Source organism: Herbaspirillum sp. (assembly GCF_017744395.1).
Taxonomy (GTDB): Bacteria; Pseudomonadota; Gammaproteobacteria; order Burkholderiales; family Burkholderiaceae_D; genus Herbaspirillum.
Map to the genome: position 1 here is coordinate 401113 of NZ_JAGIBI010000003.1, position 15726 is coordinate 416838.

At 63.8% G+C, this 15726-nt stretch carries 14 protein-coding genes; 12 read left to right on the forward strand and 2 right to left on the reverse strand.

Going from position 1 to position 15726, the window contains the following annotated elements:
* The first annotated feature begins 144 nt into the window (after window positions 1-144).
* Entirely contained in the window at window positions 145-1272 is a 1128-nt protein-coding gene (dnaJ, locus tag J7548_RS10635) for a molecular chaperone DnaJ (RefSeq protein WP_290974323.1), read from the forward strand.
* Between the two features lie 346 nt (window positions 1273-1618).
* Window positions 1619-2296, forward strand: coding sequence for a carbonate dehydratase (can, locus tag J7548_RS10640; RefSeq protein ID WP_290974326.1), 678 nt, complete (start codon window positions 1619-1621; stop codon window positions 2294-2296).
* A 90-nt stretch (window positions 2297-2386) separates the two neighbouring features.
* Here the strand turns inward: can and panB are convergent, their stop codons facing one another.
* Entirely contained in the window at window positions 2387-3217 is an 831-nt protein-coding gene (panB, locus tag J7548_RS10645) for a 3-methyl-2-oxobutanoate hydroxymethyltransferase (RefSeq protein ID WP_290974329.1), read from the reverse strand.
* A gap of 5 nt (window positions 3218-3222) precedes the next feature.
* Window positions 3223-3864, reverse strand: coding sequence for a deoxynucleoside kinase (locus tag J7548_RS10650; RefSeq protein ID WP_290974332.1), 642 nt, complete (start codon window positions 3862-3864; stop codon window positions 3223-3225).
* Between the two features lie 462 nt (window positions 3865-4326).
* Between J7548_RS10650 and J7548_RS10655 the strand changes: the two genes are divergently transcribed.
* The 10 genes from J7548_RS10655 (at window position 4327) to J7548_RS10700 (ending at window position 15726) form a co-directional block, all read left to right on the forward strand.
* Complete coding sequence (locus J7548_RS10655) at window positions 4327-5373, forward strand: chemotaxis protein (protein WP_290974336.1); 1047 nt, start codon at window positions 4327-4329, stop codon at window positions 5371-5373.
* Window positions 5374-5383: 10 nt separating this feature from the next.
* Window positions 5384-5752: a response regulator gene (locus J7548_RS10660; RefSeq protein WP_290974339.1), complete on the forward strand. Its 369-nt coding sequence runs from the start codon at window positions 5384-5386 to the stop codon at window positions 5750-5752.
* A gap of 35 nt (window positions 5753-5787) precedes the next feature.
* Window positions 5788-6117, forward strand: coding sequence for an STAS domain-containing protein (locus tag J7548_RS10665; RefSeq protein ID WP_290974342.1), 330 nt, complete (start codon window positions 5788-5790; stop codon window positions 6115-6117).
* On the forward strand, window positions 6114-8348 hold the full coding sequence (locus tag J7548_RS10670) for a chemotaxis protein CheA (protein ID WP_290974345.1): 2235 nt from the start codon (window positions 6114-6116) through the stop codon (window positions 8346-8348). The genes J7548_RS10665 and J7548_RS10670 overlap by 4 nt, the downstream gene beginning before the upstream one ends.
* Window positions 8349-8351: 3 nt before the next feature.
* Window positions 8352-10139 carry a methyl-accepting chemotaxis protein gene (locus tag J7548_RS10675; protein ID WP_290974348.1) on the forward strand — a complete coding sequence of 596 codons (1788 nt, stop codon included), beginning with the start codon at window positions 8352-8354 and terminating at the stop codon, window positions 10137-10139.
* 51 nt (window positions 10140-10190) lie between these two features.
* Window positions 10191-11768, forward strand: coding sequence for a methyl-accepting chemotaxis protein (locus J7548_RS10680; RefSeq protein WP_290974351.1), 1578 nt, complete (start codon window positions 10191-10193; stop codon window positions 11766-11768).
* A gap of 34 nt (window positions 11769-11802) precedes the next feature.
* Window positions 11803-12396, forward strand: coding sequence for a chemotaxis protein CheW (locus J7548_RS10685; protein ID WP_290974354.1), 594 nt, complete (start codon window positions 11803-11805; stop codon window positions 12394-12396).
* Window positions 12397-12418: 22 nt separating this feature from the next.
* Window positions 12419-13231: a CheR family methyltransferase gene (locus tag J7548_RS10690; RefSeq protein ID WP_290974357.1), complete on the forward strand. Its 813-nt coding sequence runs from the start codon at window positions 12419-12421 to the stop codon at window positions 13229-13231.
* Between the two features lie 79 nt (window positions 13232-13310).
* Entirely contained in the window at window positions 13311-14486 is a 1176-nt protein-coding gene (locus J7548_RS10695; protein WP_290974360.1) for a chemotaxis response regulator protein-glutamate methylesterase, read from the forward strand.
* Window positions 14464-15726 (forward strand): EAL domain-containing response regulator, encoded by a 1263-nt coding sequence (locus J7548_RS10700; protein WP_290974927.1) that lies wholly within the window; start codon window positions 14464-14466, stop codon window positions 15724-15726. Before J7548_RS10695 ends, J7548_RS10700 begins: the two co-directional genes overlap by 23 nt.

Genomic DNA, 15726 nt, shown 5'->3' on the forward strand with positions numbered 1-15726 from the left:
CCCGGCTTGCACCGCAGTTTCGCAAGGCAGGGCACGCCGAGTCCCGCAGCCAAAAGCTGCACTCGGCTTTTTCACATTGTTGGCTTCCGATCGGATGGGGCTTGCCGCATGCGGCGGACACAATAACAAAGTGGGTTAGAGAACATGGCAAAACGCGATTTTTATGAAATTCTCGGGCTGGCGAAAAACGCCTCCGACGAAGAGATCAAGAAGGCTTATCGCAAGCTGGCGATGAAGTACCATCCTGACCGCAACCCGGACAGCAAGGGCGCGGAAGAGAAGTTCAAGGAGGTCAAGGAAGCCTATGAGATGCTGTCCGACCCGCAGAAGCGCGACGCCTACGACCGCTACGGCCATGCCGGCGTCGATCCCAACATGGGCGCGGGCGGCGGTGCCGGGGCGGGCGGTTTCGCCGATGCCTTCGGCGACATCTTCGGCGACATCTTCGGCGGCGGCGGTGGCCGCGGCCGCGGCGCCGGCCCGCAGGTCTACCGCGGCGCCGACCTGCGCTACAACCTGGAAATCACGCTGGAGCAGGCCGCGCACGGCTTCGACACCACCATCCGCGTGCCGTCCTGGGACGAGTGCGACACCTGCCACGGCAGCGGCGCCAAGCCGGGCACTTCGCCCGTGACCTGCTCGACCTGCGGCGGCCACGGCCAGGTGCGCATGCAGCAAGGCTTCTTCAGCATCCAGCAGACCTGCCCCAAGTGCCACGGCAGCGGCAAGGTGATTCCGGAGCCGTGCACCACCTGCGCCGGCGCCGGTCGCATCAAGCGCAACAAGACGCTGGAAGTGAAGATTCCGGAAGGCATCGACGACGGCATGCGCATCCGCTCCTCCGGCAACGGCGAACCGGGCGTCAATGGCGGCCCCCCGGGCGACCTGTATGTGGAAATCCATATCAAGCCGCACGAGGTATTCCAGCGCGACGGCGACGACCTGCATTGCGAAATGCCGATCTCGTTCGCCAAGGCGGCGCTGGGCGGCGACATCGAGGCGCCCACGCTCAACGGCAAGGCTTCGTTCTCGATCCCCGAAGGCACCCAGAGCGGCAAGACCTTCCGCCTGCGCGGCAAGGGCATCAAGGGCGTGCGCTCGGGCTTCCCGGGCGACCTGTTCTGCCACGTGGTGGTCGAGACGCCGGTCAAGCTGACCGAGCGCCAGAAGGAATTGCTGCGCGAATTCGAGCAGCTGACCAGCGAAGGCGGCGCCAAGCACAGCCCGCAGACCAAAACCTGGAAGGACAAGGTCAAGGAGTTCTTCGAGTAACAATCGATCCAACCGGCATGCCAGGCGGCATGCCGGTTTTTTGTGCGTTTTTTCTATTTTCTATACAATGCACACGCGGCGATGTGCGCTGTCCGGATCGTCAGGACGCGCACGGCATCGGCGGATTTTTCTCCCCCGGTGATGCGCCGCGGCAATACCGGAAGGCAGCGGCCGCATCTTGTGAATGCATGAATGCGACACCCCGGCAGCAGTACCGCGACCGTCCACAAGGCCGCGCAAGCCGAAGCGGCATGCCTTTCGCTCATCCAACCCCATGCCCGTGGCCCGCGTCGCGTATCCTGCGCGCGGTGCATGCGTGTGCGTGAACAACCAGATCTTGCCTACGATGACTACACCAAGCCCACAAGACCTGATCCAGGAACAATTGCTCAAGGGTAACCGCCGCTGGGCCTCCGAAATTACCGCGCGCGACCCGGACTTCTTCAAGAAACTGGGCGCGCAGCGTTCGCCCGAATACATGTGGATCGGCTGCTCCGACAACCGCGTGCCGGCCAACGACCTGCTGGGGCTGTTGCCCGGCGAGCTGTTCGTCCACCGCAATATCGCCAACATGGTGGTGCATACCGACTTGAATTGCCTGTCGGTGCTGCAGTTCGCCATCGATGTGCTGAAGGTCAAGCACGTCATCATCTGCGGCCACTACGGCTGCGCCGGCGTCGCCGCGGCGCTTACCAAGCGCCGCGTCGGGCTGGCCGACAACTGGCTGCAGCACGTGCAGGACGTGCACGAGAAGCATGCGCATTGCTTCCATGACAGCATGACCCACACCGAGCAGCATGACCGCCTGTGCGAACTGAACGTGCTGGAGCAGATGGCCAACCTGTGCCGCACCACCATCGTCAGGGACGCCTGGGAGCGCGGCCAGGAGCTGAGCTTCTACGGCCTGGTGTATGGCGTGCATGACGGCCTGCTGCGCAACCTCAGCAAAGCCATCAGCAACCCGGAAGAGGCACAGTCCTACCTGGCGGAAGGCCTGGCGCGTTACAACGACGTGCAGGCTTGATGCCGGCAGCGGCGCAGCAATGAAAACAGCCCGGCACGCCGGGCTGTTTTTTTGTGCGCATCCGCTAGAACCTGTTCATTGAACAGGTTCTCAGAAACAGTGTTCCTGCGCCGGGAACGAGCCGTCCTTGACCGCGGCGACATAGGCTTTGAGCGCGGCTTCGATGCTCGGCGCGCCGTCCATGAAGTTGCGCACGAAGCGGCTCTTGTGGCCGGGGAACACGCCCAGCATGTCATGCATCACCAGCACCTGGCCCGAGCATTCGGGGCCGGCGCCGATGCCGATGGTGGGGATGGCCAGGCGCTGCGTCACTTCCGCGCCCAGCGCCGCGGGAATCGCTTCCAGCACGATCAGCGAGGCGCCATGTTCCTGCAGCGCCAGCGCATCCGCGTGCAATTGCGCGGCGCCGTCGCTGGTCTTGCCCTGCACCTTGAAGCCGCCCAACTGATGCACCGATTGCGGCGTCAGGCCGATATGGGCGCATACCGGGATGCCGCGTTCGGTCAGGAAGCGGACCGTGTCGGCCAGCCAGGCGCCGCCTTCCAGCTTGACCATGTGGGCGCCGGCCTGCATCAGCAGCGCGGCATTCCTGAATGCTTCCTCACGCGTGGGATAGGTGCCGAAGGGCAGGTCGGCGATCACCAGCATCGTGCCGGCGCCGCGCGCCACGCTGGCGGTGTGGTAGGCGATGTCGGCGACGGTCACCGGCAGCGTCGAGCCGTGGCCCTGGCATACCATGCCCAGCGAGTCGCCGACCAGCACGGTTTCCACGCCGGCGCGCTCCATCAGCGTGGCGAAGCTGGCGTCGTAGCAGGTCAGCATGGTGATCTTGTCGCCCTTGCCGCGCATGGCTTGCAGCGTGTGGGTCGTGACCGGCTTGCTGCGCGCGGCGGCGCCGGTTTCCTGAAGATAGCCTGCCATGAGATTCAACCTCCCTGATTGAGAAAGGCGCACTTGCCGCGCATCGTCCGGATGTGCTGCAGCAGTACCTGGAGATCGGCATCGTCGTGGGCCGGATCCAGGTGTTCGGTGTTGACGGCCAGCACCGGCGCCTCTTCGTAGTGATGGAAAAAATTGCCATAGCTGTCGGACAGCCGTTGCAGATAGTCGGAAGAAATCGCTTCTTCCATGCCGATGCCGCGCCGGGCGATGCGTCCCAGCAGCACCGACGGCGGCGCCTGCAGGTAGATCACCAGGTCCGGCGTCCTGACCTGCGGGCGCAGTTGCGCGTGCAGTTGCCGGTAAAGCTGCAGTTCCGCGTCAGACAGCGTCAGCTGCGAGAACAGCATGTTCTTTTCCAGCATGAAGTCGGCCACGAAACGCTGCCCGGCCAGCGACGGATCGAGCGGCGCCTGCAGTTGCGCGATGCGCTGCAGCAGGAAGCAGGCCTCGGTCTGGAAGGCATACCGTCCGGCATCGCGGTAGAAGTCCTCCAGGAACGGATTGGCTGCCGGCTGTTCGAGCAGCAGGCGGGCATCGGACAGCGCCGCCAGCCGTCGTGCCAGCGAAGTCTTGCCGACCCCGATCGGGCCTTCGATTGCGATATAGCGGTAGCTGTCCAGTTCCATGGCCATTTTTCAGAGCAGATGCACCGGGTGCGGCATTGTAGATGATTTTGCGTTGCAACCAGGATTATCGGGCCAGCCAGGGGAGGGGATGCATCCCTGCCGGTAATCGGAAGGCATGTTTTGCTTTTTGATAACTTCGCAACCGGCTTTCCGCAACTGGCTGACAATTAGCCGGAATTCGGCCTTTATTCCTTGGAAAGACGGCAGGATTCAAGCTGCACAATAAACTTGCCTCTTCTTGCGCGCAGGAACGTCGTCCGGCAACAGGGCAGGCTGGACGCGCAACGGGCGATGCGGCGCTTTCGCCAGGGGCAAGAGGAATTGATCGCCTGAAAAGAAAAATAAATTAAATATTCCGGATATTGCTAAAAAAACAGCGTCGAGTTGCCGATAACACTCAGTGGATGCCGGCCAGTCCGGCAGCGGGAAGCCATAACAACAACATTTTTTGGGATTGTGTCTGTGAAATTGCTTCGCAATATCTTGCCGGTGCTGTGCTTTGTGAACCTGCTGCTGTTCATGATGCTGGCGCAGCATTGGTGGCTCGGCGGCCTGGTCGGCTTGCTGATCGGAGGGGCTTTTTATCTGACTTGCCTGCCGGCGCCTGATGCGCCGGCGGCGGTGTCGCCGGTTGCCGCCGAACGGGGAAGTGCCGCCGGAAAATTGCCGCAGTTGCTGGTGCGCGTGCTGCCGGTGTGGCAAGGCAACGTGCAGCTGGCTCGCACCCAGACCCAGGGCGCCATCGACAACCTGACGGCGCGTTTCGCCGGCATTCACGAACGCCTGGGCGATGCGCTGAACCTGTCGCAGGGCGGCAGGAACGCCGATGTGCTGCAAGTGATCCAGAATGCCGCCGAACAGTTGGGCGGCATCGCCACCGCGCTCGAGAGCGTGCTGGCCTCGCGCCAGGCGCTCATCAGCAAGCTGGAGGGGCTGGCCGCCGCCAACGACGACATCCGCCACCTGGCGCAGGAAAACGAACAATTGGCCGGCCGCACCGGCGTGACCGACCTGCTCAGCAGCGAGCAGAGCTGGCAGGAGCTGGCGCAGCGTTCAGCCGAGAACAGCCGCCAGATCGTCGCGCGCGCCAAAGGCGTGCGCCAGCAGATCCAGGGCGCGGTGGGCGCGGCCGGCGACCTGTCGTCCGGGGCCGGCGGCATCATCGAAAACTCGCGGGTGGTGATCGACCAGGTGGTGTCGGATTTCCGCCAGTCGGCCCTGAAGCTTTCCGCGACCGTGGAACAATTGGAAGGAGAGAACCGCGGCGTCGACCAGGAAGTGTGCGACATCCTGGTCAACCTGCAATTCCAGGACCGCATCAGCCAGATTCTCGACCATGTCCAGCGCGATATCGAACGCCTGAAAGATGCGGCGCAGGAGGCGGACCTGCCTTCCCCCGAACAGTGGCTGGCCGATCTCGAAAAGACGTATACCACCCCAGAGCAACGCCTGGTCCATACGGGCCAGCAAGTGCCAGGTACGCAGCAGCCACAAGTGGATTTTTTCTGACGGAGCCGCCATGGAAAAGAGTATTTTGATTGTCGACGATTCTTTCAGCTTGCGACAGACCATCTCGGTCGCCCTCAAGGCGGCCGGCTACAACGTGGTCGAGGCGGCCGACGGCCAGGAGGCGCTCAAGAAGCTCGACGGACGCAAGTTCAACCTGGTCATCTCCGACCTCAACATGCCCAACCTGGATGGCCTGAGTTTCGTGCGCGAGATGAAGCAGATCGCCGCCTACCGGTTTACCCCCGTCATCATGCTCACCACCGAGAGCGGCGAGGCGCGCAAGCAGGAAGGCCGCGCGGCGGGCATCCGCGCCTGGGTGCACAAGCCGTTCCAGCCGCCGGTGCTGCTCGATGCGGTGGCCAAGCTGGTGTTGCCGTAGCCGTCGCGCCACCGCACGGAGCAAAGAGTGTCGTCATGTCGCTGAAATACACCGAACAAAACGGAAACCTGCTGTTGGCCTTCAACGGCGGCTTGACCATCTTCCAGGCTGCCGAGCGCAAGCCGGAGCTGCTGCATATCCTGTCGCAGGCAAGCCGGACACTGTCGCTGGACCTGTCCGGAGTGGACGAGATCGATACGGCCGGCATCCAGCTGCTGTTGCTGCTCAGGCGCGAGGCTGAGCGCAGCGGCCTGCAACTGGAAGTGGCGGCTTGCAGCCCGGCGGTACTGGCCGCGTTCGACCTGCTGCAGTTGCATTCGATGTTCCATGCCGCAACCGCGGACCAGGCGGAGGAGGGCGCATGAAAAAGGACGCCGCGCGCGACGCCGTGGTGCAGGAGGCCCGCGAACTGCTGGTGGCGATGGAAGCCGCGCTGCTGCAGATCGAAATGGAAGGGCCCGGCAAGGACACGATCAATGCCATTTTCCGCGCCGCCCATACGATCAAGGGATCGGCCGGGCTGTTCGCCTTCGACAGCATCGTGCAGTTCACGCACCTGGTGGAGCACGTGCTCGACAAGGTGCGCAACGAGGAGCTGCCGCTCAACGACTACCTGATGTCGCTGCTCCTGCAATGCGGCGACTACATCGGCGAACTGGTCGACGCCATCGAACGCTGCGAGGAAAACGCGGAACCGAACCTGGCCCGGCGCCAGGCGCTGGAGGCCGAGCTTGACGCATTGTCCCGCGGCGCCGGCGAACCGGCCGCGCAGGAAGCGGAATCGGTTGATGCATCGTCCGAGGCGCCTGGCCAGGAACCCGCCGTGGACGGCGCCGAAACTGCCGCCGACAGCGGCGCGCTGGCCTCCAATCCATACTGGCACTTGTCGCTGCAGTTCAACGAAAACGTGATGCGCGATGGCCTGGATCCGATTTCGTTCCTGCATTATCTGCGCACCTTGGGACGCATCGTCGCCATCATGCCAGTGTTGAAGCATATGCCCGACGCTGAGGCGATGGATCCGGAGAGCTGCTATATCGGTTTCGAGATCTGCCTGGCATCCGATTCGAGCAGGCAGACGCTGGAAGGCGTATTCGAATTCGTGCGCGAAGACAGCCGCATCGACATCCTGCCGCCGCGCAGCCCGCTGCCCGATTACGCCGCGCTGCTGGCCCGGCTGGATGCGGAAGAGGCGGGCCGGCTGAGCCGCATGTGGCACCAGCATGGCGCCTTGAACGAAGAGGACTGGCGCCGGATGGCGGCGGAAGGCGCACACGAGGCGGCCGTCATGGCGGCTGAAGAGAGTGCGCCGCCGGCGCCGCTTGCCGGCGATGCGCCTTTCGGCATATCGCGTTCGCGCGGCCTGGAAGACCGCCGCGCCCAGGAACAGAAGTTCATCAAGATCGAAGTGTCCAAGCTGGACCAGTTGATCGACCTGGTCGGCGAACTGGTGATCGCCGGCGCCGGCGCCCGCCTGATCGCGCGCCGCCGCAAGGACAGCCAGTTCGAAGAGGCCACCCAGGCCATCGATGCGCTGATGGAGCAGATCCGCGACGCCGCGCTGACGCTGCGCATGGTGCAGATCAGCGAAGTGTTCCAGCGCTTCCCGCGGGTGGTGCGCGACATTGCGCGCGACATGAACAAGGATATCGAACTGGTCATGACCGGCTCCGAAACCGAGCTGGACAAATCGATGATCGAACGCATCGCCGAGCCGCTGATGCATATCGTGCGCAACGCCATCGACCACGGCATCGAACCGGCCGACGAGCGCATCGCGGCCGGCAAGGAGCCCAAGGCCACATTGCGCCTCAATGCCACGCATGAATCCGGCAGCGTGGTGGTGGAAGTCATGGACGATGGCCGCGGCATGGACCGCGACCGCATCCTGGCTACCGCGATCAGCCGCGGCCTGACCACCGCCGATGCCGACCTGAGCGATGCCGAGATCTACCGTTTCGTGTTCGAGCCAGGATTTTCGACGGCCCGGCAGATCACCGAACTGTCCGGCCGGGGCGTCGGCATGGATGTGGTCAAGCGCAATGTCGATGCCTTGCACGGCGAGATCGCCATCGACACCGAGCGCGGCCGGGGCACCATCGTGCGGGTGCGCTTGCCGCTGACGCTGGCCATCATTTCCGGCTTCCAGGTGGTGGTGGGCAATGCGGTGTTCGTGATTCCGCTGGACATGGTGGTGGAGTGCATCGACATGCCCGCGCAGCGGCCGGAACACAACATCATTTCGGTGCGCGACGAACCGCTGCCTTTCGTGCACCTGAGCGAGCTGTTCGAATTGCCGGCCCGGGAGCGCGGGCGCAAGAGCCTGGTGATCGTGCAGTACGGGCACCTGCGCGCGGGCCTGTTGGTCGACGGCCTGCTGGGGGAATGCCAGGCCGTGATCAAGCCGCTGGGGCGGCTGTTCGGCAAGGTCAAGGGCTTGTCCGGCTCGACCATCCTGGGCGACGGCCGGGTGGCGCTGATCCTGGATATCCCGCACCTGGTGCACTATACCCAGCAGCAGGAGCAAAGCAATCCGATGGCGCAGGCAGAACGCGGCGCGGCGTCCGAACCAGAGGCGTCGGCAGAGAGGGAATAAACCATGCGAAAGAAGATGACTTACCGGATGAGCATCAAACAGCTTTTCATCTGGCTGGCGGTGGTGCTGTTCATCCTGATGGCGGCCGAGGTCAGCCTGATCGGCGCGCTCAGGGACGCCAACTCGGCGCTGGAGCGCGCGCACGAGGCGCGCTATTACTCGTCGACGCTGGCCAACGAGCTGCGCCGCACCACCGAGGACATGACCAAGTTCGCGCGCGCTTATGTCACCACCGGCGATCCCAACGACGAGGACCGCTACTACATGATCATGGACATCCGCAACGGCAAGCGCGCGCGGCCCAGGAATTACGACCGCTTCAACTGGGACCTGGTCAGCGCGCGCAAGCTGCCGGCCGATGCGGAGGCCACGTCGATGCCCCTGAACGTGCTGATGAAGCAATCCGGCTTCAGCGAGAACGAAATGGCCAAGATGCATGAAGCCATGCAGGTGGCGGACCAGCTGTCCAAGATCGATGTCACCGCCTTTCATGCCGTCAAGGGCGAGTTCGACGATGGCGAGGGCAAATTCACCGTGGTCGGCGCCCCCAACCAGGCGATGGCGCAGGAACTGGTGTTCGACCAGACCTACCGCGCCCTGTTCGGAAAAGTGATGGCGCCGATCAACGATTTCCTGCGGCTGGTCGATGAGCGCACCGAGGCCAATGTCGCCAGGGCGCAGCGGGAATATGCCGAACTGGGACAAAAGATATTCTGGCTGCTGACGGCGTCGGTGCTGTTGTCGTTCGTTTGCCTGTGGTTCGCCTATTACACCATCCGGTCGCAGATCGGGGGCGAACCGCGCGACGCCATGACCGTGCTGCGCCGCGTGGCCGAGGGCGACCTCACGGTGACGGTGCCGCTGGGGAAAAACGACAAGGTCAGCGTGCTGTACAGCACGCAGCAGATGATCAACAAGTGGACCGACGTGATCGGCGATGTCGGCGGCACCGCCAGTTCGCTGGCGTCGGCATCGGAGCAGATCTCCTCATCATCGCAGGCGCTTTCGCATAACGCTTCCCAGCAGGCGTCGAACGTCGAGGAAACCAGCGCTTCGGTGGAGCAGATCACCTCCACCATCGCCCAGAACGCCGAGAATGCGCGCACCACCGATGCCATTGCCAGCATGTCGGCCAGCGCCGCCACCGAAGGCGGCGAGGCGGTGCGCGAGACGGTGCTGGCCATGAAGCAGATCGCCAGCAAGATCGGCATCATCGACGACATCGCCTACCAGACCAATTTGCTGGCGCTCAATGCCGCCATCGAAGCGGCGCGCGCCGGCGAGCACGGCAAGGGGTTTGCCGTGGTGGCGGCCGAAGTGCGCAAGCTGGCCGAGCGTTCGCAGACCGCGGCGCAGGAAATCATCGCGGTGGCCGAGCAGAGCGTGGGCCTGGCGGAGAAGGCCGGGGGGCTGCTCAACCAGATGGTGCCGTCGATCCGCAAGACGGCCGACCTGGTGCAGGAGATCGCCGCCGCTTCCAACGAGCAGTCGGCAGGCCTGGAGCAGATCAACAATGCGGTGCACCAGATGGCGCAGACCACGCAGATGACGGCATCGGCATCCGAGGAACTGTCGGCGACATCGGAAGAGATGAGCGCCCAGGCGATCCATTTGCAGGACCTGATGCGCTTTTTCCATGTGGGCGAACAGAAAAAGGCGGCGGTACATCCGGAACATCCGGTCAACCAGAAGCCGACCATCGGCGGGGACCATCGCATGCACCGCTTGTCGATGCTCGATGGAGCCGACCGGCAGCCGGTCGTCGACGAAACATCCTTCAAGCGTTTCTGACAACCTTGGCGGCGCACGGGAGCGGCGCCGGTTGAGGGCATAGGGGGGAATATGAAACTTGCCAACAAGCTTGCCTTGTTCTTCGCGGTTGCCGCCTCGATCACGCTGGCCGTGGGCGCCGGGGGTACCTATAACCTTTTCAAGGTCAACCGCCTGCTCCAGGAGATCTACGTCTCCAACCTGAAGACCATCGTCAACCTGGATGACACCCGCAGATATGCGCAGGACGTCTATCTCAACATGAGCCTGCTGCAAAAGGCCGACGGTTCGGCCGAACGGGTACGCTTCTCCAGCCTGGTCGAGTCGGCCATGACCGAGATGAGCAAGTCTTTTGCCGCGTACAAGGCGACCACGGTCCTGTCGGCGCTGGAAGGTGAATTGCAGCAGCAGTGCCAGCAGATGCTGGGCGATTACGTGCAGGCCGTGAAGCAGACAATGAAAACCTTGCGGGCAGGCGAAGCCGCCGAGGAGGCGGTGGCCAACGTCTACCTGCAATCGGAGCGCGTGCGCAACCAGTTGCAGTCGCTGACCGAAGAGAACGTGCGGCAGGCCACCGACAACAAGACGCGCGCCGACGAGCTGGAACGGCAGAACATTCTCGGCATGATCGCCATCACCATCCTGGCCGCGGCCATCGCGTTGTTCCTGGGGATTTACACGCGCTATTTGTTCGCGCGCCAGATCGGCGGCGATCCGCGTGAAGCGATGGAGGCGCTGCGGCGCGCGGCCGGAGGCGACCTGACGATCCGTTTCAATGTGTCGCGGCTGGGAAGCGGCAGCATGCTCGACAGCGCGCAAAAGATGATGGACAAGCTCAACGGCGTGCTGCATGACGTCAGCCTGGCCATTTCCATGCTGGCCAGCGCATCCGGCCAACTGGCCGCCGCCGCCCAGCAATTGAGCGACAATTCCGCGTCGCAGGCGACCAATGCGGAGGAGACGAGTTCGGTGGTCGAGGAAATTACCGCCACCGTCGGTCACAATACCGACAACGCCAACAAGACCAACGAGATCGCCGGGGACTCGGCGCGCACGGCAAAGGAAAGCGCGCAAGTGGTGCGCGACACGATCGAGGCCATGCGCGCCATCGCCGGCCAGATCGGCGTCATCGACGATATCGCCTACCAGACCAACTTGCTGGCGCTCAACGCCTCCATCGAGGCCGCCCGCGCCGGCGAGCATGGCCGGGGATTCGGCGTGGTGGCCGGCGAGGTGCGCAAGCTGGCCGAGCGTTCGCAGGCGGCGGCGCAAGAGATCGTCGACGTCGCCGCGCGCAGCATGGAGCTGGCCGAACGCGCCGGCAGCCTGCTCGACAACATGTTGCCGTCGATCCAGCGCACCGCCGACCTGGTCGACGACATTTCCTTCTCGGCACGCGAACAGAATTCCGGCCTGGTGCAGATCAATGTGGCGATCGAACAGATTTCCCAGGCTTCGCAGCTCAATGCGGCGGCATCGGAAGAGTTGTCGGCCACATCGGAAGAGATGAGCGCCCAGGCCTTGAACCTGCGCGAGCTCATGCGTTTCTTCGCGCTGGGCGAGCGCCGCGGCCAGGATGGCGCGGACGCGGCGCTGCCCGGGACACCGCGCCTGGATGCGGCCCGGGTAGCGGCACTGGAGGCCACGTGATACATGAGAACAGGATTTGCAAGAGGAGAGGGCCATGCCTAGCGTGTCGTTGAACGGCGCATCCGTCAAGAAAAGGCAGCAGGAAGAGGTGTTGGAGAGCCGCCAGTACCTGACCTTCCTGGTCGGCGCCGAAAGTTTCGCCATGCCCATCGGCAGCATCCGTGAAATCATCGAATTCGGCGGCCTGACCGAAGTGCCACTGATGCCCAGCTTTTTGCGCGGCGTGATCAACCTGCGCGGTTCGGTGGTACCGGTGATCGACCTGTCGGTACGTTTCGGGCGCGCGCCCACCGTGGTCGCCAAACGCACCTGCATCATCATCATGGAACTGGCGCAAGACGGGCAGCAATTGCTGCTGGGCGTCATGGTCGACGCGGTCAGCGCGGTGCTGAGCGTGCAGGAAGACCGCATCGAGCCGCGCCCGTCCTTCGGGGCCGGTGTGCGGGCCGATTTCATCGAAGGCATGATCAACATCAACGAGCGTTTCCTGGTGGTGCTGGACGTGCAAAAGGTGTTGTCGGTAGAGGAGCTGTCCAGCTTGCTGGGAATGAGTTCGGACAGCGTGCTGGCGGGGGGCGAGCGTGACGAACGATCAGGGCGGCAGCAGTCGGAAAGCCGGGAGGGCTGATCCCATGGATGGCGGATTCGCGATGGCTCCGGAGGATGTCAGCGACGGCGACATGTTGCTGTTCCAGCAATTCTTCAAGCAGCATATCGGCCTGCACCTGCCGCTGTCGAAGAAGGCGCTGCTGCAAAGCCGGCTGTGCGGCCGCATGCATGAGCTGGGACTGGCGCAGCTGAGCCATTACCATGCGCTCATCGCCAGCGAGGACGGGCGCGAAGAGCGCCAGCGGGCGATCGACCTGATTACTACCAACGAAACGTATTTCTTCCGGGAGCAGAGCCATTTCGATTTCCTCAGCGCCGAACTGTTGCCGGCCTGGGCCGATGTAAAAACGCTGCGCGTCTGGAGCGCGGCCAGTTCGACCGGAGAAGAGGCCTACACGCTGGCCATGCTGCTGGACCATTATCGTCCCGGCGGCTCGTGGTCGGTGTTCGCTTCCGACATCAGCACCCGCGTGCTCAGTTTCGCGCGCCGGGCGCTGTATCCGATGGTGCGGGGCCAGAACATCCCGAAGCCTTACCTGAAACGCTATTGCCTGCGCGGGATCGGCGAATACGAAGGGCACTTCCTGGTGGAAGGCGAGTTGCGCAGCAAGGTGGAGTTCGCGCAGCGCAACCTGACCGACCTGGATGCGTTCGACGACGGCAGTTTCGACCTGATTTTCCTGCGCAACGTCATCATCTATTTCGATTTTCCGACCAAGCTCAAGGTGCTGGACGATGTGATCAGGCGCCTGAACCCCGGCGGCTATCTCGTGGTCGGGCACTCGGAATCGCTGCATGGGATGCACCTGGATCTGGAGATGCATTCGCCGTCGATTTACAGGAAGCCGCAATGAACTCTCCGCGCGCCGCCATTGCCAACGCGCGGGGCGGGCGGGCTGGCGCGGGGCTTTTCTTCCCGGGCGGGAGGTCGGCATGATCAAGGTCATGGTGGTGGATGATTCGTCAGTGGTGCGCCAGCTGATGCAGGAGCTGCTCGGGGCCACCAGCGATATCCAGGTGGTGGCGACCGCCTCCGATCCCATCTTCGCCATGCGCAAGATGCGGCAGGAGTGGCCGGATGTGATCGTGCTCGATATCGAGATGCCGCGCATGGACGGCATTACCTTCCTCAAGCAGATCATGGCGCTGCGGCCGACGCCGGTGATCATCTGTTCCACGCGCACCGACAGCAGCGCCCAGGTCACCATGGAAGCGCTGGCGGCCGGCGCGGTGAGCATCATCTCCAAGCCGGCGCTGGGCGTCAGGGATTTCTTGCACGATGCGTTCGACGACCTGGCTAACGCCATCCGCGCCGCGGCCCTGGCGCGCCTGGGGCAGCATGCCGCGCCGCATGCGCAGCCGGTTCCGGCGGCTCCAGCTTCAGCGCCAGTGCCGCAGGCGGAAGTCCGCCAGCCCAAGGCGCCGCCGCGCGAAATGCTGCATCAGCAGGGGCTGTTTGGCGGCTCGCAGAAATACAGCGCCGATGTGGTGCTCGATGCGCCGGGCGGGCGCGACGCCTTCCACCCGGAAACCGCCAGGATCGTCGCCATCGGCGCCTCGACCGGCGGGCCGCAGGCGCTGGAACTGGTATTGGGCGGACTGTCGCAACACTGTCCGGGAGTGGTGGTGGTGCAGCATATGCCGGAACGTTTCACCTACAGTTTCGCGGAGCGCCTGCACAAGATTTCGCAGGTCGACGTCAAGGAGGCCGCCCATCTGGACATGGTGGTGCCGGGACGCGTCCTGATCGCGCCGGGCGGCATGCATCTGGTAGTCAAGCGGGATGGTGTACAGTACTACGTGGAAGTGATCAACGGCCCTCTCGTGAGCCGGCACAAGCCTTCGGTGGATGTGCTGTTTCGCTCGGTGGCGAAGGCCGCCGGCAGCAACGCGGTCGGCATCATCATGACCGGCATGGGCGACGACGGCGCCCGCGGCCTCAAGGAAATGGCCGATTGCGGTGCCAATACCTACGCCCAGGACGAACGCAGCAGCGTCGTCTTCGGCATGCCCAAAGAAGCAATACAGCTAGGTGGCGTCCAGGATGTCATCTCCCTTGAAAACATCTCTGCCGTGATTGAACAATATGGTCCCCGAGAATTTAAGTGACCTGATCGAGTCGGCGCTGGTGGTCGACGACAGTGCGCTGCAGCGCCAGCACACTGTCGGCCTGCTGCGGGAGCTGGGCATCGACCTGATCTACGAAGCCGGCAACGGCAACGAGGCGCTGGATCTGCTGGGCTTGCTGAAGCTGCCGCCGGGGCTGGCCGTCATCGACCTTGAGATGCCCGGCATGGATGGCATCGAACTGATCCAGCATCTGCAGGCGAAGGGCGTGAACATGCCGCTGATCGTGGCGTCCAGCCGCGAGGCTTCGTTGCTGCTGTCGGTGGAGAACATGATCCAGACGCTCGGCATGCATGTGCTGGGCGCGCTGCAAAAGCCTTTGGACAACGGGAAGATCGCTTCCGCCTTGCGCGCCTTCACGCGCGCCGGCAACATGGTGCGGCAGAAGGCCGATGCCGGGCCGTCGATGTGCGAGGCCGACCTTGCCGCGGCCATCGCCAACGGCGAAATCATTCCGTACTACCAGCCCAAGGTCGACGTGCAGACCGGCATCCTGAAAGGCGTCGAGGCGCTGGCGCGCTGGAAGCATCCGGAGCGCGGCATGATACCGCCCGACCGCTTCATCCCGATGGCGGAAAGCTCGGGGCTGATCCATGACCTCACCATCCGCATGATGGACCAGGCGATGGCGCAGGCCGCCATCTGGTACAGCCGAGGCCTGACGATCAAGGTGGCGGTGAACCTGTCGCCGCTGTCGCTGGAGCAGCCCGACTTCTTGCAGCGGATACTGGCGCTGGTGGACCGTTATGAACTGTCGGCCGAGCGCATCGTGCTGGAAATCACGGAAGGTTCGGTGGTGGCGAACAAGGGTAATTCCCTGGGCATGCTGTCGCGATTGCGCCTGAAGGGCTTCGGCTTGTCGATTGACGATTACGGCACCGGTTTTTCTTCGATGCAGCAGTTGGCGCGCATTCCCTTCACCGAACTCAAGATCGACCGCTCCTTCGTGGATGGGGCGCATGAGCGCAAGAACCTGCGCGTGATCCTGCAGTCCGCGCTGGACATGGCCAAGCGCCTGGAACTGGTTACCGTGGCCGAAGGCATCGAGACCATGGAGGACTGGCGCCTGCTGCAGTCCTTCGGCTGCAACCTCGGCCAGGGCTACCTGATCGCCAAGCCGATGCCGGCCAATGAGCTGCCGCTGTGGCTCAAGGGGCACCACCGGCGCCTGCCGGAATTGCGTCCGGCGCCGAGGAGCGACGAGCACAACGGCACTACCTGA